This is a genomic window from Bradyrhizobium erythrophlei (assembly GCF_042430365.1).
Lineage (GTDB): Bacteria > Pseudomonadota > Alphaproteobacteria > Rhizobiales > Xanthobacteraceae > Bradyrhizobium > Bradyrhizobium erythrophlei.
Genome location: NZ_JBHMET010000207.1, coordinates 1 through 18,539, shown reverse-complemented (window position 1 = coordinate 18,539; position 18,539 = coordinate 1). Strand labels below are relative to the sequence as shown.

Genomic DNA, 18,539 nt, shown 5'->3' with positions numbered 1-18,539 from the left:
CCCGAATGAGGGGCGGCTCGCGATCGTCACGAACGTGGTGTGGGATGCGGTGGACGCCGAGCGCACAACTGACGAGTGCGTGCAACGCGGACGGCGAAGTCGTGTGGTCCTGACGCCCCAGTGGCAGGTGTCTCCTCGCAAGACGTGGAAAGCGTCCTGCGAGGACGGTGACAAACAAGCCCGGTCTCGCCGGGGAGAGCACGATATAAGCCGTAACTTTCACCTGTGGTCCTACCCCCGTGCTTTTTGTTGCACGGGACCCATGGGTGCGATCGGCACCCGGCTTTCCCTGCGCCCTCTGTGCTTCAGGAGTGGCGAAACGAACGACAAACCTCGGACACATCGTGCCGCGAGAATGCGGATGTATGACTCACAAGGCGTCCCACAAATTCGGTGTCGTCCCGGGCTTGACCCGGGACCCATAACCACCAATGCCGGTTGTTATGCCGCGCTGGGGCCGCAGCCTCTCTTACAACAAACGCCGGTGGTTATGGGGCCCTGCTCCAGTGCGCAATTGCGCACAAGGCAGGGACGACAGCGATGATGCGGCGAGGCTGTTGCATCAACGCGCAGTTCGCGCCTCACGCGCTTGCGGCTTTCACCACCACGACGTTGTCGTCCGGCGGCGGCGGATGGCGCTTGAGATGATCGCGGCGCAGCGCGATCTCGTCGCGCACGAACTCGTAGCCGAGCTTGAACGTGTCGAGCCCGTCGCTACTGATCGTGCCGTCGCGCAGCCCGATCACCGCGTGGCGCAGGATCGTCTCGAGCTCGTCCTGCAGCTCGTCGAGCTGGTCGATGGTCTTGGCGTGCTCCATGCGCTCGCCGATGTCGAGGATCCGGATTGCGAGCTCGCTGGCCTTTTCCGGCGCGACGCGGGTGATCTTGGTGTAGATCGCGGCGAAGATCGAGCCGATGACGCTGAGCGCTGCCGCACCGAGATACATCATGTCGCTGTAGCGATCCATGAACGACTTGGTGTCGTCGTTGATATATTCGGCGGCGCCCGGATGGGCGATGATGAAGGCGTCCTTGTCGGTGACGGCCGGCTCGATCTTCGAGGCGAAGCCGTCGTCGAGCACAAGCTCAGTCTTGTTCTCGTAGACGATGCGGGCGAGCTCGGCCGCCGTCGTGGTCGACATCCGCGACTGCGCGACGAGCAGCCATTCGAGCCCGATGGTGTCGACATCGTCGTCAGGGATCGCCGGAGACGACGACAGCATGCCGGTCGAGACCGTTTCCTCGGAGATCGCCGGATACTTCCGCGCCAGCGCCTTGGCCGAATCGATCGCGTTCAGGGTGAAGCCGCCGCCGCGTTTGGCGAATTGCTCGTAGGTCTTGTCCTTCATGATCTTCGAGGTGTGCTCGATCGCGACCACGGCGGCAAAGCCCGAGGCGAACAATTTGTCGAAGGCGGTGTTCGGCGGCGCCAGCTGCACCCGCTGCGCGGCTTCGGGGCTGTCGGGGATCTCGAGCGCGGTGCGGACGAAATTGACGCTGTTTTCGCCGTCGCCGAGCACGGCGATCTTCTTCTTCTTGAGGTCGGAGAGCGACTTGATCTTCTTGCCGCCCGGGCTCAGCACCAGCACCACGTCATGCTCGAGGATCGCGATGGCGCGGGCGCGCGACGGCACCTTGGCGTCGGTGCGCAGGATCGCGAGGTTGGCGTCGCGGCGGTCGAACTGCGCCAGCGCCTTGGCGTTGTCGGGGTTCGGCGCGATCTTCAACCTGAGCCGCGACGAGTTGTTCTTCAGGACGGTGGCAAGCTTGGCGGCAAACTTGGCCTCCGGGCCATTGGCGGGGCCGACCGCAAAGACCAGGGTTTCGGAATTGCGCACCCAGACCCGGCCGCTCCACACGGTGGCCGCGGTGAGCAGCAGCGTCAGGATCGAGAAGATGATGATCTGCGCGCGGTTGCTTTTGACAACCCTGGCGCGAGGCCGTGGCAGGGCCGGCGAAGGCGTGGGGGCTTCAGCGCTCATGGCTCGTGACCCGTCCGGAGAACCCTTTGGCCCGCGCCGCAACCGGCGGGGCTGCGCCCGGGGGAATCGTAAATGCCTATAAAAGAAAGAAAATTTCGCTTGCCGGGCGATGATATCGCTCCCCGGAGGGAATGCAAACCGGCCGCAGCCGGTAACGTTAACTTGTAGGGCTGTGCCGTGATGCCGCATGACTATCGCCACTATCGCCGTGGGAACACAGCATGTGATTTTCGGACAAGGCGCAGGTGCATTCCGGCGCCGGAGATGTCATAAATGAGGCAAGCTTTGGAAATGTCCGGGTTTGCGATGTTGTGCTGACGGCCTGACCCGGAAATTTTGCGACCATATTCACTTTTAAGTCGAAGGGCGTCAGCTTGTTGTTTCCTGCCATGTCATCGTCGGTGCCGGTTGCTGCCCTGGTGGGATGGATGCTGCTTCTCACCGTGAAGCACATCATCGCCGACTTCATGTTGCAGAACGCCTGGATGGCGATCGGCAAGGACCAGAAGAAAGGCTGGGCCCTGCCGCTGCTCGCGCATTGCCTGGTTCACCTCGCGGTTGCGCTGGTGCTGATCCTCGTCGTGGCGCCGCGGTTCTGGTACGTCGCCTTCGTCGACTTCGTCATTCACATCACCGTCGACCGCGCCAAGGGATTTTGCGCCTCGCATTTCGGCGTGACGCTGGAATCCGGGCATCCCTGGTTCTGGACGCTGATCGGCGTCGACCAAGCGCTGCACCACCTCACCGGCTTCTTCCTGTCGATCTACATGGCCGCGAACTGAGCGGCCGTCGTCCCGGTCATGGCCCGCCATCGCATCGGCCGTCCTCGCGGGAGGCCGATGTGATTCGTCTGCAACGGGCAAGGGCCCCCGTTAACGACCGGCATCAGTGGTTAACCGTTCGTTAGAGAATTGCGCGGCATCTTCCCGATCGAGGGGGATTTGCAAATGTTTTCAAGCCGCGACGCCTTCGAGAACGATGCCTGCCCGGTCGGCGACGAAATGCTCGGCCAGATGTATCGGGCCAATCCCAACGGCCTGTCGCTCCTGGTCGCGAACGTGTCGCCCGACGTCCGGGCGATGCTGGCGCTGTTCTGCTATCGCCGCAGCCACCTGCACGCGCTGGCGCTGGCGATCGCCACGAGCTGCACCGAACGCGAGCTGATGCATTTCGGCGGCCGCGTCGGCTCGACGCTCTACGCGCTGTCGCGCGAGCCCGCGCGCGCGACCTCGTCGTCGCACGGCCGCAAGCCGATCACGCTCTCGACCAAGCCGCTCTCGACACTGCCGCCGATGGTCGACGAGCTCGATGACGAAGACCTCACCGACGTGGTGACGGCGTAGGTTCCGGTCAGGTCGCCTGCGCGCCCGGAAGCACGGGCAAGCCGTGCCGGCGCCGCGCCATCGCGCATTCGGCATCGCCCGGCATGCAGGTCCGGCACACCTCCGGCCGCACCGCATAGACGTCGCACCGCGTCGCCACCCCGACCTCGCCTGACAGCGCCGCGCAGCGGTCGCCGTCGCAGCGCATGCCGGACAGCCGCTCGTTGACGAACTGCGCCGGGATCAGGTCGAGCTGGTCGTCGTCCTCGATGGTGAAGCGCGGCCAGTTCTCGGAATAGCTGCAGCAGGCGCCGCAGGACTGGCAGGGGCTCGCGTCCGACGCTCCGGCAAGGTCTCTGGCCATCAGGTGTCCCTCGGCGCTTCCCACACCAGGCTTCGCCGCCAGCGCGCCCGGAGCAGGTCGCGCCGCTCCGGATACTTCTCGTCGTGATAGACCGCGGTGACGACGCGGTCGGTGCGGAAGCTGCGGAAATCCTTGCGCAGCTCGCACCAGGCCGCGAGCAGCCGCACCGCCTCGTGATAGCCGACCGCGATCGGCCAGATCGTGCGCTCAGAGTCGCGGCCGTGCTCGTCGCGGTAGTTCAGCGTGATCTTCTTGCCCTCGTGGATCTGGCTGCGCGTCTTGACCATGTCGATGCGGTCGGGCTCCCGGTTCCACGCCGAGCGGGCACGGCTGGCGGGCTCCAGCACGAACGGCCGCAGCCGGTCCGGCACGGTTTCGGCGATCTTGGCCATCAGGTCCTCGGCGGCGCGTGCTAGCGCCGGATCGGCGTGGCCGACCACCCATTGCGCGCCGAGCACGCAGGCCTCGATCTCGTCCGGTGTCAGCATCAACGGCGGCAGGTCGAATCCCTTCTCCAGGATGTAGCCCATGCCGGCCTCGCCGCGGATCGGCACGCGCTGCTCGATCAGCGTTGCTATGTCGCGATAGATGGTTCGCTTCGATGTCTCGAGCTCGGCCGCAATCGCGTCCGCGGTCAGGGGCTTACGGGTGCGGCGGAGCACCTGGATAATCTGAAACAGCCGGTCGGCGCGTCTCATGGCTGGTCTCTCGTTCCGTCTCTCGGCTCGTCGGTTTTTCGCGTCCCGCCCCGCTGCTGCTGACAGCATGTTGGCAGCAGGTGGGGGCTATACCAGGACAACACCTCAAGTGAAGGGAATTTGTCCATGACGAATCTTGACGAGCTCGGTTTCAGGCAGGCGCAGGGCTTTGCGCTGGAACAACTGATCACGGTCTACTCCACCTCCGGCGACCTGCGCTGGGCCCTGGTTGCGCTGATGGCGCAGTCGGTCAGCGCGGCCTGGTCGTTCGGACGGCGGCGGGTGGTCAAGCGGGTTCGCGAGGCGGTTCGCCGCCTCGCACCCGTCGGCCCGCTCGACAGTGAATGCCACTGCTGCTGACACCATGGTGGCAGCAGGGGGGCGCTAGCGTTCCCTCGCATTTCAGGCAATCGGGAGCTTCACATGATTACGCTTTTTGGTTTTGGTTCGGGCTTCGGCTTGCCGGAAATCAGCCCCTTCGTGACCAAGACCGAGGTCCAGCTCAAGATGGCCGGGCTTGCCTATCGCAAGGAAAAGGCAGTGCCGCCGGCCTCTCCCAAGGGCCAGCTCCCGTTCATCGTCGACGACTGCGAGACCATTGCCGATTCGACCTTCATCCGCGCCCATATCGAGGGCAAATACGGCTTCGATTTCGACGCGCCCTTGAGCCTGCAGGCGCGCGCCCAGGCCTGGGCCTTCGAGCGCATGATCGAGCATCACGTCTACTGGGCGCTGGTCGGCGCGCGCTGGGTCGACGACACCAATTTCGCCAAGGGGCCGGCGCATTTCTTCGACGGCGCGCCCGATCACATGCGCGACAAGATGCGCGAGGACGCCCAGTTTCGCGTCGCCGAGAACTATCTGTTGAGCGGCCTCGGTCGCCATGCGCCCGATGAGGACGTCGACCTCGCGATGCGTTCGCTGTTTGCGCTGTCGGTGCAGCTCGGCGACAAGCCGTATCTGATGGGGAAGGAGCCTTGCGGCACTGACGCCACCGCGTTCGGCGCACTCGCCGGCATCCTGACGCCGTTCTTCGATTCGCCGCTGCGCGAACGCACCGAGAAGTTCGACAACCTCACCGCCTATGTCGACCGCATGATGCTGCAGTACTACCCGGAATTCGCCTGGGCGCCGGTGCAGCAGGCCGCCTAATCTGCTGCGGTCGGGGTGGGCTCGCCCTTCAGTGCGGCGAGTTCAGCCTCGAGTTCTGCGATTCGCGCGTCGCGTGAGGCGAGGGCAGCGGCGACGTCGGCGGCATCGAACTTTTGCGGGATGTGTTGTGGGCAGTTGGTATCCCACGCTTCGATCTTGAACAGGATCACCTGCTCCGGCCGCGCCTTGTAGCCCTGCGGCATCAGTGCGCGCGTCAACGCCGGATCGTCCTCGACGACGCGCGCCTCGCCCCAGATCTTCACGCGGCGGCGGTGCACATAGTCCATCACGAAGATATATGCCTTCGGGTTCTCGGAGAGATTCCCCTGCGTGATGTATTGCCGGTTGCCGGCGAAGTCGGCGAACGCGATCGTGCGCGTGTCGAGGATCCTGATGAAACCCTTCGGTCCGCCGCGGTGCTGGATGTAGGGCTGTCCGCCGGCCGAGGCGGTGGCGAAATAGAAGCTGTTAGCGTCAGCGAGGAAGGCGGCGAGGCCCTCGTCGATCTCGGTGCGCCAGCCGCTGTGCTGCTCCACGCTGGCATACGCCTCGCGGGAGCCCTTCCGCGTCTGAATCGCCTTCACCGCAGGGCTGAATGCGACATCGCTGGAATAGGTGTGAAAGTCTGACATCTGAGCCTCTCACCATGGCGCCAAAACGGTCGTCTCCGCTTCCTACATGGAAGTTCCCGGAATTTAAAACAATCTGGATAGTTGACACTGCACTGTTGCTGAATATGCAATAGTCCCATGGACCGGATCGACGCCATGCAGGCCTTTGTCGCCGTTGCTGACCTCGAGGGCTTTGCCCCCGCGGCGCGCAAGCTCGGCCTGTCGCCATCGGCCGTCACGCGGCTGATTGCGGCGCTGGAGGAGCGGCTCGGCGCCCGGCTGCTGCAACGGACCACGCGGCAGGTGACATTGACCGACGCCGGCTCGCGCTACCTGGAGCGTGCCCGCCGGATCCTCGCCGATATCGGGGAGGCCGAGGACGCGGTGGGCGGCGAGCGCACGCGGCCGGAGGGCCGGCTCGTCATATCGGCGCCGATGGGGTTTGGCCGGCTGCATGTCGGGCCGGTCGTCTCAACCTATCTGACGCGCTATCCCGATGTCGGCGTCGACCTGCGTCTGTCGGACCGCGTGATCAACCTCGTCGAGGACGGCGTCGACCTCGCGGTGCGGATCGGGCATTTGCCTGACTCGACGCTGGTCGCGCGCCATGTCGGCGAGATGCGGCGAATCGTGGTGGCCTCGCCCGGCTATCTCAAAGCGCGCGGTGAGCCGAAGCGGCCCGCGGACATATCCGGGCACGACACGATCCAGTTCGGTCCCATGTCGGCCGCACTCGACTGGAGATTTGTCGAGAATGACCGCGAGATTCGCGTGGCAAGCGCTCCGCGCTTCGCGACCAACAGCTCGGACGCCGCCATCCGGCACGCCGAGCAGGACGGTGGGCTGACACGCGTGATGGCCTATCAGGCCGCCGAATCCCTGAAGGCCGGGCGGCTGAAGGTCGTGCTCAGGGCGTTCGAGCTGCCCGCGATGCCGATCCACATCGTCTATCCGACCTCGCGGCTGCTGTCGGCGAAGGTGCGCACCTTCATCGATCTCGTGACCGAGATCAGCGACTGGCATTTCGGCTAGACTCTTGTCTGATGCGTTTTCTTGACGCGAACCGGCGTCCACTTCGCTTGAAAACGCTACGCTGGCTCCCTCTTCGGCACCACGCGGAACGTGCCGTTGGCGCGCGCGATGGTGACGTCGTCGGCCTTGATCAGGCTTTGCGCGAAGCAGATCGTGCTGCCGGTCTTGATCACGTCGCTTTCGACCGCGAGCCATTGCCCGATCTTGGCTGACCCGATGAAATCGACCGCGAGCGAAATCGTGACAAACGAGGTCGTCCAGCCCGTCGCCTGCCCGCAGCTATAGCCCATCGCGTTGTCGGCGAGCGCTGCGATCAATCCGCCATGGATCAGGCCGCGGCCATTGGTGTGCGGTTTGGCAAGCCGCAGGCCGATGATGACGGCCTTGTCGGTCTTCTTCGAATAAAGCGGCTCCCAGGGTTCGGTGAGCGGGCTCTTGCGGAAATGCCGCTCGAAGCCCGCGGGGATGTCGGGGACGGTTGTCGTGTCGATGGTCATATGAAGCTCGCGTGCTGGCGTTGCGTTTCTCGCCATTGAACGCGATGTCGATGACAACTTCACCGCCTACAAAGTTTTAAACGGGATTTGCGTGGGTGTTTGAAAAGGGCAGCCTAGGAAGGGCAAAGGCGCCTTGGCGCCGTGCCCACCATCAAGTTTTGTGCGCGTGATGGTGGGCACGCTCTCGCTTTGCCGACCCTACGAATTCGGCACCGCCTAAAGCGGCAGCCCCACGTAGTTTTCCGACAGCGCGGTCGACGCCGCCTTGGAGCTGACGAGGTATTCCAGCTCGGCGATCTGGATGCGTGCGGCGAATTCGCCCTCGTCGGGGAATTTGTGCAGCATCGAGGTCATCCACCACGAGAAGCGCACCGCCTTCCAGACCCGCGCCAGCGCCTTGGCAGAGTAGCCGTCGATGCCGGCGGAGGATTTGTCGTCGTAATACTCGCGCAACGCCTGCGACAGATAATGCACGTCGCTGGCCGCAAGGTTGAGGCCCTTGGCGCCGGTCGGCGGCACGATATGAGAGGCGTCGCCGGCCAGGAACATCCGGCCAAACCGCATCGGCTCGGCGACGAAGCTGCGCAGCGGCGCGATGCTCTTCTCGATCGACGGGCCGGTGACGAGCTCATCCGCCGCCTTCTGGTCGAGCCGACGCTTCAACTCGTCCCAAAACCGCTCGTCCGACCATTGGTCGACGTGATCGTCGAGCGGGCACTGCACGTAGTAGCGGCTGCGATGGGTCGAGCGCATGGTGCAGAGCGCGAAGCCGCGTTCGTGGTTGTTGTAGATCAGTTCCGGCGAGACCGGCGGCGTCTCCGAGAGGATGCCGAGCCAGCCGAAGGGATAGACCCTCTCATAGCTCGTGATGGCAGACGCCGGCACGCTGGCGCGGCTGACGCCATGGAAGCCGTCGCAGCCCGCGATGAAATCGCATTGGATCTCGTGGGAGACGCCGTCCTTCACATAGGTGACACGGGGCTGGTCGGTGTCGAAATCGTGCGGCTTGACGTCGGCCGCCGAGTAGATCGAGGTGAGCCCGGCCGCCTTGCGGGCCATCATCAAATCGAGCGTCACCTCGGTCTGGCCGTAGATCGTGACCGTCTTGCCGGTAGCCGCATGCATGTCGATGCGATGCCGCGCGCCGCCGAACGCCAGTTCGACGCCGTGATGGACCAAGCCCTCCTGATGCAGGCGGCTGCCGGCACCGATCTTGTCGAGCAGGCCGACGGTTCCTTCCTCGAGCAGGCCGGCACGGATGCGTCCCAGCACATATTCGGGGGTCTGTCGCTCCAGAATGACGTTGTCTATGCCGAAATTATGAAGTAGTTGCCCAAGCAACAGTCCGGCCGGACCTGCACCTATGATTGCTACTTTTGTCCGCAATACCTGCTCCTCCCGATACGCTAGGCTTGAGCCAAGCGCCCGCTGCCCGCGGGCCGTCGTCGGCTTGCCATGGTAATTATCTCATATAACAGTCTTGGCAAAGCACGTCTGTTTACGGATATGCGTTCGCCGCAATGCAAGAGGCCGGAACGGACCTGTTCTGCACCGGTGCGACGAGGTGTCTGGCGGGCGTATTCCGCCTTGAACAAACGCGCGAATTATATAACATGTTAACTAAAGGGACCGGGCGCGCGAAGCCCGCCGTCATGGAGAGGGAGAGGATGCGATGAGGAAATCGTTGTTGGCGTTGCTCGTGGCCGCCAGTGTCACGCCGGCAGTTGCGCCTGCCGTGGCGCAGGACAAGACCGTCAATCTCAAAGTGTCGCTGTGGGTGCCGCCGGCGCATGCGCTGGTGCCGGCGACGCAGGCCTGGGCCGCCGACATCGAGAAGGCATCGGGCGGCACCATCAAGGTCACCGTGTTCCCCTCCGAGCAGCTCGGCAAGGCGTTCGACCATTACGACATGGCGCGCGACGGCATCGCCGACGTCACCTACGTCAATCCCGGCTATCAGCCCGGCCGCTTCCCGATCGCCGCCGCTGGCCAGCTGCCGTTCATCTTCTCCGACGGCAAGAAGGGCACGCTGGCGCTGAACGAGTGGTATCACAAATACGCGCCGACCGAGATGAAGGACACCAAGCTCTGCTTCGCCTTCATCCATGATCCGGGTGCGTTGCATGGCAAGAAGAAGATCGTGCTGCCGAGCGACCTCAACGGCGTGAAGGTCCGCCCCGCGCAGAGCACGATCGGCGAAATGGTGAAGATGTTCGGCGGCACCAACGTGCAGGCGTCCGCACCGGAATCGCGCGATGCGATCGAGCGCGGCGTGGCCGACGAGATCACCTTCCCCTGGGGCTCGATCTTCCTGTTCGGCATCGACAAGGTGGTGAAGTACCACATGGACGTGCCGCTCTACTCGACGGTGTTCACCTACAACATCAACCTCGCCAAATATAATTCGATGTCGGATGCCCAGAAGAAGGTGATCGACGACCATTGCACGCCGGAATGGGCCTCCAGGGTCACCGACCCCTGGACCGACTACGAGGCCGACGGGCGCACCAAGATGAAGGCGCTGGCAGGCCATGAGGTCTATCAGCTGACGGATGACCAGCTCGCCGCGTGGAAGAAGGCGGTCAAGCCGCTGCGCGACAGCTGGGCGGAAGCGGTGAAGAAGGCCGGCGGCGACGCCGCCAAGGTCGAGGCCGACCTGCAGGCCACGCTGAAGAAGTTCGAGGCGGGGATCTAAGCCGCGCAGTTCGAGGCAAAGACGTCGTCATGCCCGGGTAAAAGCGCGGCTTCGCGCAGGTTGACCTGGGCATCCACGCCCTTGCCGCTCGACGAAAATCAAAACGTGGATGGCCGGGTCAAGCCCGGCCATGACGCGGGGTGGGATTTCGAAACATGGCTGCCAATTCTGAAGTGACCCAAGACGGCGCGCTTACCGGTCCGCCCGAACCGGTGCGCAAGAATTTCATGGACCGCTTCATCGATTCCATCGAATTGGTCGCGGCGTTCTTCGTCGGCGTGGTCGCGCTCAACACCTTCACCGCGGTGTTCATGCGCAAATTCTTCGCGGTGACGATCCCCGACTATTACAATTTCGGCCAGTTCCTGCTCGGCATCCTGATCTTCTGGGGCATCGCGGCGACGAGCTATCGCGGCACCCACATCACGGTGGACCTGGTCTGGGCGAATGCCTCGCCGCGCTATCAGCGCTGGATCGACATCTTCGCGACACTGGTGCTGCTGTTCGTGGTGACGGTGCAGACCTACACGCTGATCGACAAGGTGATCGACACCAAGAACGGCCATATCGTCACCATGGATCTCGGCGTGCCGATCTGGCCGTTCTTCCTGGTGTCGTGGATCGGCGACGTTTCCGCGGTGCTCTTGATCGCGATCCGTACCTACCGGCTGATCTTCCATCCGGAAGACATCCACGATGCCAAGATCAAGACCGCGGAGTAGACGGCAATGAGCAGCGAAACTGTTGCCGTCATCGGCTTTGTCAGCCTGTTCGTGCTGATGCTGTTGCGCGTGCCCGTCGGGATGGCGATGGGCCTCGTCGGCATCACCGGGTTTGGCTACCTCACTGGCTTCGCACCGGCGCTGAAGCTGGTCAGCCAGACCACCATGCGCACGGTGACCGACTATTCTTTCGGCGTGATCCCGATGTTCCTCTTGATGGGCGCCTTCGTGTCCGTCTCTGGAATCAGCCGCGAGCTGTTCCGCGCCGCCAACACCTTTGTCGGCCATTGGAAGGGCGGGCTCGGGATCGCGACCATCGCCGCCTGCGGTGGCTTTGCCGCAATCTCCGGCTCCTCGGTCGCAACCGCCGCGACCTTCTCGGCGGTGGCCTATCCCGAGATGCGCCGCTTCGGCTATCCGCAATCCTTCTCCGCCGGCGTGATCGCGGTCGGCGGCACGTTGGGGGCGATGCTGCCGCCGTCCACCGTGCTTGCGGTCTACGGCATCATCACCCAGCAGGACATCGGCAAGCTCTTCATCGCGGGCGTGGTGCCCGGGCTGCTCGCGATCCTGATGCACATGATCACGATTGGCATCATCGGCGTGGCGCGGCCGGGCTTCCTGCCGGCCGGACCCAAGGCGTCGTGGCACGACCGTTTCGTCGCGCTGCGCGACGTCTGGTCGCCGCTGTTGTTGTTCCTGTTCGTGATTGGCGGCCTCTATGGCGGCTTCTTCATTCCGACCGAGGCCGGCGCGGTCGGCGCCGTCGGCGCCTTCATCATCGGCATCCTCAGGGGCAAGCTGACCAAGGACGGCATCCTGCAATCGCTGTTGCAGGCCACCCGCACTGCGGCCGCGGTGTTCACCGTGCTGATCGGCGCACTCTGCTTCGGCTATTTCCTCACCATCACCCAGACGCCGCAAAACGTCACCACGTTCCTCACCGGGCTCGGCATCGGCCCTTACGGCGTGCTGGCGCTGATCCTGTTGATGTATCTGGTGCTCGGCTGCCTGATGGATGCGATGGCGATGGTGATCCTCACGGTGCCGATCGTGTTCCCGGTCGTGACCTCGCTCGGCTTCGATCCGATCTGGTTCGGTATCGTGATCGTGATGACGGTCGAGCTCGGCCTGATCCATCCGCCGGTCGGCATGAACGTGTTCGTGATCAAGAGCGTGATCAAGGACGTCAACATGTCGACGATTTTCGCCGGTGTGCTGCCCTTCGTGGTGACCGACCTGATCCGTCTGGTGATCCTGATCCTGTTCCCGCTGCTTGCGACCTGGTTGCCGCAGAGGATGATTGGCTAGCGTGATGACGCCCGAGATTCGCACCCGCTATGCCTTCACCGTCACCGCGCTGATCGGCCCGGTGACGTCGGCCGGCGAGATCGGCACCGGCGTCCGCCGCATTATCCCGATCATCGGCGGCGAGGTGAAGGGCGAAAAGGTCAACGGCACGGTGCTGGCCTTCGGCGCCGACTTCCAGATCATCCGGCCCAACGAGCTGATCGAGCTGGAAGCCAAATATGCTTTCGAGACCGACGACGGTGCTGTCGTCTATGTCGAGAACAAGGGCATCCGGTTCGGGCCGGTCGATCTGCTGCAGAAGCTCAAGCGCGGCGAGCCGGTCGATCCGAACCTGATCTATTTCCGTACCGTGCCGAAATTCGAGACCGGCGCCGAGAACTACCGCTGGCTGATGGAGCACATCTTCATCGCCTCCGCCGCCCGCCACGCCGACCGCGTCGTCATCGACGTGCATCAGGTGCTGTGACGTCCCCACAAGCTCGTCATGCCCGGGCTTGACCCGGGCATCCACGTCTTTGGTCGCCACGTGAAGAAAGACGTGGATGGCCGGGACAAGCCCGGCCATGACGACGTGGCAACGTCGGCTTCAGAGACCCACTGGTGCCATGCGCGATGGTCCTTCCGGGGGAGATGTGTGCCGCATGAGCCTGCAACATGCGCCGCCACATCCGCCTCCATATTGACTCCCGCGAGAATAGTTATAAAACATAACTATTCTCGACAGGAAGCAATAACGCCATGGGAAACGCCTCCGCCGCTGCCGACGCAGGGCTGCTGAAGATCGAACAGACCAGCGCGGTGCTCAGCGTGGGCCTCAACCGCCCGGCCAAGCGCAATGCGCTGAACGACGGCATCATCCTCGCGATCCGGGATTGCTTCGTCGACATCCCTGACGGCGTCGGCGCCGTCGTGATCCACGGCATTGGCGATCACTTCTCCTCCGGCCTCGACCTGTCCGAGCTGACCGAGCGCGACGCCACCGAGGGGCTCGTGCATTCCCAGATGTGGCATCGCGTGTTCGACCGCATCCAGTATTGCCGCGTGCCGGTCATTGCTGCACTGAAGGGTGCCGTGATTGGCGGCGGGCTGGAGCTGGCCTGCGCCGCGCATATCCGCGTCGCCGAGCCGTCGGCCTATTTCGCGCTGCCAGAGGGCCAGCGCGGCATCTTCGTCGGCGGCGGCGGCTCGGTGCGGCTGCCGCGGCTGATCGGCGTGCCGCGGATGGCCGACATGATGCTGACTGGGCGCGTCTATTCCGCGACCGAGGGCGCGGCCTACGGCTTCTCGCAATATCTCACCGAAGCGGGCGGTGCGCTGCCCAAGGCGATGGAGCTCGCCGAACGCGTCGCCGCGAATGCGCCGCTGACGAACTTCGCCGTGCTGCAGGCGTTGCCGATGATCGCGGAGGCCAATCCGCAGACCGGCCTGTTGATGGAATCGCTGATGGCGACGGTTGCGCAAAGCGACAAGGAAGCCAAGAAGCGCATCCGCGCGTTCCTCGATCGCAAGACCGCGAAGGTGAAGCCGACATGAGCGCCACGCCTGATCCATCAGCGCAATCGGCGAACGCGCATCCGCTGCGTCCCATTTCGTTCGGCAACCCCGACGTCACGGTTGAGCGCCGCGACGACGGCACGATCTATCTGCGCCCGAAGGCAAAGCTCGCCGACTATCCCGTCCGCATCACCGATCGCCTGCATCACTGGGCCAAGGCCGAGCCGAACCGCGTGTTCATGGCCGAACGCGCCTCGGGCGGCGGCTGGCGCCAGGTCACCTACGCGCAATTGCTGGAGACGACGCGGCGCATCGCCTCGGCGCTGATCGCGCGCGGACTGTCGGCGGAGCGGCCGATCGTGATCCTGTCGGGCAACTCGGTCGATCATGCGTTGATCGCGTTCGGTGCGCTTTATGCCGGCATTCCGTTCTGCCCGGTGTCGCCGGCCTATTCGCTGGTGTCGCGCGACTACGGCAAGCTCGGCTATCTGATCAAGCTCCTGACGCCCGGGCTCGTCTTCGCCGACGACGCCGACAAGTTCGCCGACGCGCTGCTCGCCAATGTCCCTGATGGCACCGAGATCGCCGCGACCCGCGGCGCCGTTTCCGGCCGCGACGTCACCCGGCTCGCCGACCTCGTGGCCGCGCCGGAGGATCCGCGCCTCGAAGCCATCAACGCGGCGATCGGCCCTGACACGATCGCAAAATTCCTGCTGACCTCGGGGTCAACAGGCAATCCCAAGGCCGTCATCAACACCCAGCGCATGATCTGCGCCAATCAGGTGATGCTGCGCGAGACGCTGGCCTTCCTGAAGGACGAGCCGCCCGTGATCGTCGACTGGCTGCCGTGGAATCACACGTTTGGCGGCAACCACAATATCGGGCTGACGCTCTACAATGGCGGCTCGATGTATCTCGACGAGGGCAAGCCGATGCCCGGCGGCATCGAGGAGACAGTGCGCAACCTCAGGGAGATCTCGCCGACGGTCTATTTCAACGTGCCCAAAGGCTACGAGTCCTTGCTGCCGTATCTGCGCGACGACGCGGCGTTGCGGGCAAAATTCTTCGACCGGCTGCATGCGATGTTCTTCTCGGGTGCGGCGCTGTCGCCGTTCGTCTGGAACAGCCTCGACGCGCTCGCTGTGCAGGAGAAGGGCTACCGCGTGCCGATGCTGACCGGGCTCGGCGCCACCGAGACCTCGCCGTTCTTCATGTCGGTACGTCCCGCCACCAGCCGTTCCGGCCATGTCGGCCTGCCGGTCTCGGGCAATGACGCAAAGCTGTTGCCGAACAACGGCAAGCTCGAAGTCCGCGCCAAGGGACCCAACGTCACGCCGGGTTACTGGCGCCAGCCGGAGCTGACCGCGAAAGCGTTCGACGAAGAGGGCTTCTACAAGTTCGGCGATGCGTTGAAGCCGGCCGATCCCAACAACTTCGACGCCGGTTTCGATTTCGACGGCCGCATCGCCGAGGACTTCAAGCTCGCGAGCGGCACCTGGGTCAGCGTCGGGCCCTTGCGGGCGCGCTTCGTCGGCACCTGCGCGCCGCTGGTGCGCGACGTCGTGATTGCGGGTCTGAACCGCGACGAGATTTCGGCGCTCGTGATCCTCGATCTCGACGGCTGCCGCCTGATCAATCCAAAGCTTGCGCCCAATGACATTGCTGCGGCAGCCAACGATCCCCTGGTGCGCGCCGCCTTCCGCGAGCGTTTCACGCGCGTTCTCGCCAGCGCCACCGGCTCGTCGAATCGCATCACCCGCGCGGTCCTGCTCGACCAGCCGCTGTCGATCGACCGCGGCGAGGTCACCGACAAGGGCTCGATCAACCAGCGCGCTGTGCTCGAACATCGCGCAGCATTGATCGAGACGCTCTACGCGCCGGCACCGCCGGCGTCCGTCATCACATTGACCTGACATTCACAGAGGAGAACGCCATGCAGTTGAAGGACCAGGCCGCCATCGTCACCGGAGGTGCATCGGGATTGGGCGCTGCGACCGCGCGCCGGTTGGCCGCCCAAGGCGCCAAGGTCGCGGTCTGCGACCTCAACGCCAAGCTCGCCGAGAGCGTCGCGACCGAGATCGGCGGCATTCCGCTGGTCTGCGACGTGGCCGATGCGGCTGCGGCCGAAGCCGCGGTCGCCGCGGCCGCCAAGGCGCACGGTCCGGCGCGCGTGCTGGTGAACTGTGCCGGCATCGGCGTGGCAAAACGCGTGATCGGCCGCGAGGGGCCGATGGCCCTCGCCGATTTCGACAAGGTGATCGAGGTCAATTTGATCGGCTCCTTCAACATGCTGCGGCTCGCGACCGCAGATATGTCGAAGCTCGAGCCGCTTGCGACCGGGGAGCGCGGCGTCGTGATCTGCACGGCGTCGGTGGCCGCCTATGACGGCCAGATCGGGCAGGCGGCGTACTCGGCCTCGAAGGGCGGCATCGTCGCGATGACCTTGCCGATCGCGCGCGAGCTCGCGCAGTTCGGCATCCGCGTGCTGACGATCGCGCCCGGCCTGTTCCTGACGCCGCTGCTCGCCAACCTGCCGCAGGAGGCGCAGGATTCGCTCGCCGCGGCGATCCCGTTCCCGCGCCGGCTCGGACAGGCCGACGAGTTCGCCTCGCTCGCGCTGCACATGATCGACAACCCCTATCTGAACGGCGAAGTGGTGCGGCTCGATGCTGCGCTTCGAATGGCGCCGCGCTAGAGCATGATCCGGACAGTGTGATGGGGTTCTTCGAGAAGATCATGCTTCATCAAGGAAATGAGATCATAATGCGATCGACAAGATCGCATTATCATCGGGGGTAAATCATGTTCGTCCATCGGCGCGACGTGCAGATCCAGTGGGGCGATTGCGACCCCGCCAACATCGTCTATTACCCGCGCTACTTCGCGATGTTCGACGATTCGACCTCGATCATGTTCGAAGCCGCTGGTTTCTCGAAGCAGGACATCATCCACAAATTCGGCCTGGTCGGTATTCCGATGGTCGATACGCGGGCGAAATTCCACATCCCGTCGACCCATGGCGACTGGATCACGATCGAAAGCCGGATCGAGAGCATCAAGCGCTCGAGCTTCGAGGTGGTCCACCGCGTGTTCAAGGGCGAGGCGCTTGCGATCGAGGCGTTCGAGACCCGGGTGCTGGTCGGCCGCCACCCTGACAATCCCGATAAGCTCAAATCGGCGCCGTTTCCGCAGGAGATCATTGACCGTTTCATGAAGGGCTGACTCGAAAGCCCGCATGACCTAAAGAAGGGGCTGAATTGGCCCGCAAGACTGGTTTAAATCCAAAAAGATACCTAAGGGAGGACTTGAATGAAGACGGCTTACCTCGCCGCCGCGGCGTTCGCGGCGGCCCTTGCGCTGCCGAGTGCGCCGGCGCTGGCGCAGAGCAATGAAATCACGATCGGCATCTCGATCTCGACCACGGGGCCCGCAGCAGCGCTCGGCATTCCCGAGCGCAACGCACTCGATTTCGTGCCGAAGGAGATCGGCGGCGTGCCGCTGAAGCTGATCGTGCTGGATGACGGCGGCGATCCGACCGCAGCGACCACCAATGCGCGGCGCTTCGTCACCGAATCCAAGGCCGACATCATTCTGGGCTCCTGCACCACGCCGCCGACGATCGCGGTGTCGACGGTCGCCAACGAGGCCGGCATCCCGCATCTCGGCCTTGCGCCATTCCCGATCAACGAAGCGCGCATGAAGTGGTCGGTCGACCTGCCGCAGTCGATTCCGATCATGGGCAAGGTGCTGTACCAGCACATGAAGGCGCACAACATCAAGACCGTCGGCTATATCGGCTACTCCGATTCCTACGGCGATCTCTGGGTCAACGACTTCAAGGCGCAGGCCGTGCCGATGGGCCTGACCATGATCGACGAGGAGCGCTTTGCGCGTCCGGACACCTCGGTTGCGGGCCAGGTGCTGAAGCTCGTCGCTGCCAATCCCGATGCCATCCTGGTCGGCGCCTCCGGCACCGCCGCGGCGCTGCCGCAGAGCGCGCTGCGCGAGCGCGGCTACAAAGGCCTGATCTACCAGACCCACGGCGCCGCCAGCATGGACTTCATCCGCATCGCTGGTGCGGCCGCAGAAGGCGTGATCATGGCGTCGGGCCCGGTGATGTCGCCGGAGACGCAAGCAGACAGCGCCTTGACCAAGAAGCCGGGGCTCGCGCTCAACACCGCCTATGAGGCGAAATACGGCGCCAACAGCCGCAGCCAGTTCGCCGGCCACTCCTACGACGCCTTCGAGGTGCTGAAGCGCGTCATCCCGGCGGCGCTAAAGGCCGGCAAGCCCGGCACGCCGGAATTCCGCGAAGGCATCCGCCAGGCCTTCATCTCGGAAAAGGAAATCGCCGCGACGCAAGGCGTCTACAACTGGACCGAAAAGGACCGCTACGGCCTCGACGACCGGTCGCGGATCCTGCTGACGGTGAAGGACGGCAAGTACGTCCCGGCGATGTGAGCTGATCGCAGGTTTTGTAAGAACGAAGAAGCCGGCCTCGAAGGAGGCCGGCTTTTTCTTCGGGATTCGTAGGGTGGGCAAAGCGCCAGCGTGCCCACCATCGCGAGCAGAGTGTTGATGGTGGGCACGGCGCGAAGTGCGCCTTTGCCCACCCTCATATGAGGCCTTTGTGAGTCAAGCGTCGCGCCGAGGGCTCGG

The 18,539-nt window shown here is 64.2% G+C and carries 20 protein-coding genes; 14 read left to right on the top strand and 6 right to left on the bottom strand.

Features of this window, described 5'->3' with window-relative positions:
- Nucleotides 1-581: 581 nt before the first annotated feature.
- The gene (locus tag ACFFWD_RS29325; protein ID WP_376971256.1) at nucleotides 582-1,982 is read right to left on the bottom strand and encodes a TAXI family TRAP transporter solute-binding subunit; all 1,401 of its coding nucleotides are present in this window, start codon (nucleotides 1,980-1,982) and stop codon (nucleotides 582-584) included.
- A 428-nt stretch (nucleotides 1,983-2,410) separates the two neighbouring features.
- Between ACFFWD_RS29325 and ACFFWD_RS29320 the strand changes: the two genes are divergently transcribed.
- Nucleotides 2,411-2,764: a DUF3307 domain-containing protein gene (locus ACFFWD_RS29320; protein ID WP_376971254.1), complete on the top strand. Its 354-nt coding sequence runs from the start codon at nucleotides 2,411-2,413 to the stop codon at nucleotides 2,762-2,764.
- A 165-nt stretch (nucleotides 2,765-2,929) separates the two neighbouring features.
- On the top strand, nucleotides 2,930-3,325 hold the full coding sequence (locus ACFFWD_RS29315) for a hypothetical protein (protein ID WP_376971252.1): 396 nt from the start codon (nucleotides 2,930-2,932) through the stop codon (nucleotides 3,323-3,325).
- A 7-nt stretch (nucleotides 3,326-3,332) separates the two neighbouring features.
- Here the strand turns inward: ACFFWD_RS29315 and ACFFWD_RS29310 are convergent, their stop codons facing one another.
- Nucleotides 3,333-3,668, bottom strand: a complete 336-nt coding sequence (locus ACFFWD_RS29310; RefSeq protein ID WP_376971250.1) for a YkgJ family cysteine cluster protein — start codon at nucleotides 3,666-3,668, stop codon at nucleotides 3,333-3,335.
- Complete coding sequence (locus ACFFWD_RS29305) at nucleotides 3,668-4,366, bottom strand: helix-turn-helix transcriptional regulator (RefSeq protein WP_212394691.1); 699 nt, start codon at nucleotides 4,364-4,366, stop codon at nucleotides 3,668-3,670. The genes ACFFWD_RS29310 and ACFFWD_RS29305 overlap by 1 nt, the downstream gene beginning before the upstream one ends.
- Before the next feature lie 126 nt (nucleotides 4,367-4,492).
- Here ACFFWD_RS29305 and ACFFWD_RS29300 point away from each other — a divergent pair, with 126 nt between their 5' ends.
- Together ACFFWD_RS29300 and ACFFWD_RS29295 are read left to right on the top strand one after the other, a co-directional pair.
- A complete protein-coding gene (locus ACFFWD_RS29300; protein ID WP_376971247.1) occupies nucleotides 4,493-4,726 on the top strand; it encodes a hypothetical protein in 234 nt (77 codons plus the stop codon).
- Nucleotides 4,727-4,789: 63 nt separating this feature from the next.
- Nucleotides 4,790-5,518 carry a glutathione S-transferase family protein gene (locus ACFFWD_RS29295; protein WP_376971245.1) on the top strand — a complete coding sequence of 243 codons (729 nt, stop codon included), beginning with the start codon at nucleotides 4,790-4,792 and terminating at the stop codon, nucleotides 5,516-5,518.
- Here ACFFWD_RS29295 and ACFFWD_RS29290 read toward each other — a convergent pair.
- Nucleotides 5,515-6,150: a pyridoxamine 5'-phosphate oxidase family protein gene (locus ACFFWD_RS29290; protein WP_376971243.1), complete on the bottom strand. Its 636-nt coding sequence runs from the start codon at nucleotides 6,148-6,150 to the stop codon at nucleotides 5,515-5,517. The genes ACFFWD_RS29295 and ACFFWD_RS29290 overlap by 4 nt on opposite strands.
- Nucleotides 6,151-6,267: 117 nt before the next feature.
- Here ACFFWD_RS29290 and ACFFWD_RS29285 point away from each other — a divergent pair, with 117 nt between their 5' ends.
- Complete coding sequence (locus ACFFWD_RS29285) at nucleotides 6,268-7,161, top strand: LysR family transcriptional regulator (RefSeq protein ID WP_376971241.1); 894 nt, start codon at nucleotides 6,268-6,270, stop codon at nucleotides 7,159-7,161.
- A gap of 56 nt (nucleotides 7,162-7,217) precedes the next feature.
- Here ACFFWD_RS29285 and ACFFWD_RS29280 read toward each other — a convergent pair whose 3' ends face one another.
- Both ACFFWD_RS29280 and pobA read right to left on the bottom strand, forming a co-directional pair.
- A complete protein-coding gene (locus ACFFWD_RS29280; RefSeq protein WP_376971239.1) occupies nucleotides 7,218-7,658 on the bottom strand; it encodes a PaaI family thioesterase in 441 nt (146 codons plus the stop codon).
- Between the two features lie 216 nt (nucleotides 7,659-7,874).
- Complete coding sequence (gene pobA / locus ACFFWD_RS29275) at nucleotides 7,875-9,044, bottom strand: 4-hydroxybenzoate 3-monooxygenase (RefSeq protein WP_376971237.1); 1,170 nt, start codon at nucleotides 9,042-9,044, stop codon at nucleotides 7,875-7,877.
- Between the two features lie 286 nt (nucleotides 9,045-9,330).
- Between pobA and ACFFWD_RS29270 the strand changes: the two genes are divergently transcribed.
- The 9 genes from ACFFWD_RS29270 to ACFFWD_RS29230 all read left to right on the top strand — a co-directional run bounded on the left by ACFFWD_RS29270 (nucleotide 9,331) and on the right by ACFFWD_RS29230 (nucleotide 18,341).
- Nucleotides 9,331-10,353, top strand: coding sequence for a TRAP transporter substrate-binding protein (locus ACFFWD_RS29270; RefSeq protein ID WP_376971235.1), 1,023 nt, complete (start codon nucleotides 9,331-9,333; stop codon nucleotides 10,351-10,353).
- 212 nt (nucleotides 10,354-10,565) lie between these two features.
- The gene (locus ACFFWD_RS29265) at nucleotides 10,566-11,075 is read left to right on the top strand and encodes a TRAP transporter small permease (protein WP_376971269.1); all 510 of its coding nucleotides are present in this window, start codon (nucleotides 10,566-10,568) and stop codon (nucleotides 11,073-11,075) included.
- 6 nt (nucleotides 11,076-11,081) lie between these two features.
- Nucleotides 11,082-12,386, top strand: coding sequence for a TRAP transporter large permease (locus ACFFWD_RS29260; RefSeq protein WP_376971233.1), 1,305 nt, complete (start codon nucleotides 11,082-11,084; stop codon nucleotides 12,384-12,386).
- A gap of 4 nt (nucleotides 12,387-12,390) precedes the next feature.
- Nucleotides 12,391-12,852, top strand: a complete 462-nt coding sequence (locus ACFFWD_RS29255; RefSeq protein ID WP_376971231.1) for a DUF3237 domain-containing protein — start codon at nucleotides 12,391-12,393, stop codon at nucleotides 12,850-12,852.
- A gap of 272 nt (nucleotides 12,853-13,124) precedes the next feature.
- Nucleotides 13,125-13,919 carry a crotonase/enoyl-CoA hydratase family protein gene (locus tag ACFFWD_RS29250; RefSeq protein WP_376971229.1) on the top strand — a complete coding sequence of 265 codons (795 nt, stop codon included), beginning with the start codon at nucleotides 13,125-13,127 and terminating at the stop codon, nucleotides 13,917-13,919.
- Nucleotides 13,916-15,793 carry a feruloyl-CoA synthase gene (locus ACFFWD_RS29245; protein WP_376971227.1) on the top strand — a complete coding sequence of 626 codons (1,878 nt, stop codon included), beginning with the start codon at nucleotides 13,916-13,918 and terminating at the stop codon, nucleotides 15,791-15,793. The genes ACFFWD_RS29250 and ACFFWD_RS29245 overlap by 4 nt, the downstream gene beginning before the upstream one ends.
- Nucleotides 15,794-15,813: 20 nt before the next feature.
- Entirely contained in the window at nucleotides 15,814-16,575 is a 762-nt protein-coding gene (locus tag ACFFWD_RS29240) for an SDR family NAD(P)-dependent oxidoreductase (protein WP_376971225.1), read from the top strand.
- Between the two features lie 107 nt (nucleotides 16,576-16,682).
- Nucleotides 16,683-17,102: an acyl-CoA thioesterase gene (locus ACFFWD_RS29235; RefSeq protein WP_376971223.1), complete on the top strand. Its 420-nt coding sequence runs from the start codon at nucleotides 16,683-16,685 to the stop codon at nucleotides 17,100-17,102.
- A gap of 87 nt (nucleotides 17,103-17,189) precedes the next feature.
- Nucleotides 17,190-18,341 carry an ABC transporter substrate-binding protein gene (locus ACFFWD_RS29230; protein WP_376971221.1) on the top strand — a complete coding sequence of 384 codons (1,152 nt, stop codon included), beginning with the start codon at nucleotides 17,190-17,192 and terminating at the stop codon, nucleotides 18,339-18,341.
- Nucleotides 18,342-18,539 lie beyond the last annotated feature (198 nt).

Bases quoted from the DNA above. Each gene is read 5' to 3' on its own strand.
- ACFFWD_RS29290 (WP_376971243.1), bottom strand. From the start codon at position 6,150: ATGTCAGACTTTCACACCTATTCCAGCGATGTCGCATTCAGCCCTGCG.
- ACFFWD_RS29240 (WP_376971225.1), top strand. From the start codon at position 15,814: ATGCAGTTGAAGGACCAGGCCGCCATCGTCACCGGAGGTGCATCGGGA.
- ACFFWD_RS29320 (WP_376971254.1), top strand. From the start codon at position 2,411: ATGCTGCTTCTCACCGTGAAGCACATCATCGCCGACTTCATGTTGCAG.
- ACFFWD_RS29280 (WP_376971239.1), bottom strand. From the start codon at position 7,658: ATGACCATCGACACGACAACCGTCCCCGACATCCCCGCGGGCTTCGAG.
- ACFFWD_RS29325 (WP_376971256.1), bottom strand. From the start codon at position 1,982: ATGAGCGCTGAAGCCCCCACGCCTTCGCCGGCCCTGCCACGGCCTCGC.
- ACFFWD_RS29230 (WP_376971221.1), top strand. From the start codon at position 17,190: ATGAAGACGGCTTACCTCGCCGCCGCGGCGTTCGCGGCGGCCCTTGCG.
- ACFFWD_RS29235 (WP_376971223.1), top strand. From the start codon at position 16,683: ATGTTCGTCCATCGGCGCGACGTGCAGATCCAGTGGGGCGATTGCGAC.
- ACFFWD_RS29255 (WP_376971231.1), top strand. From the start codon at position 12,391: ATGACGCCCGAGATTCGCACCCGCTATGCCTTCACCGTCACCGCGCTG.
- ACFFWD_RS29295 (WP_376971245.1), top strand. From the start codon at position 4,790: ATGATTACGCTTTTTGGTTTTGGTTCGGGCTTCGGCTTGCCGGAAATC.
- ACFFWD_RS29285 (WP_376971241.1), top strand. From the start codon at position 6,268: ATGGACCGGATCGACGCCATGCAGGCCTTTGTCGCCGTTGCTGACCTC.
- ACFFWD_RS29310 (WP_376971250.1), bottom strand. From the start codon at position 3,668: ATGGCCAGAGACCTTGCCGGAGCGTCGGACGCGAGCCCCTGCCAGTCC.
- ACFFWD_RS29270 (WP_376971235.1), top strand. From the start codon at position 9,331: ATGAGGAAATCGTTGTTGGCGTTGCTCGTGGCCGCCAGTGTCACGCCG.
- ACFFWD_RS29300 (WP_376971247.1), top strand. From the start codon at position 4,493: ATGACGAATCTTGACGAGCTCGGTTTCAGGCAGGCGCAGGGCTTTGCG.
- ACFFWD_RS29315 (WP_376971252.1), top strand. From the start codon at position 2,930: ATGTTTTCAAGCCGCGACGCCTTCGAGAACGATGCCTGCCCGGTCGGC.
- ACFFWD_RS29260 (WP_376971233.1), top strand. From the start codon at position 11,082: ATGAGCAGCGAAACTGTTGCCGTCATCGGCTTTGTCAGCCTGTTCGTG.
- ACFFWD_RS29250 (WP_376971229.1), top strand. From the start codon at position 13,125: ATGGGAAACGCCTCCGCCGCTGCCGACGCAGGGCTGCTGAAGATCGAA.
- ACFFWD_RS29245 (WP_376971227.1), top strand. From the start codon at position 13,916: ATGAGCGCCACGCCTGATCCATCAGCGCAATCGGCGAACGCGCATCCG.
- ACFFWD_RS29305 (WP_212394691.1), bottom strand. From the start codon at position 4,366: ATGAGACGCGCCGACCGGCTGTTTCAGATTATCCAGGTGCTCCGCCGC.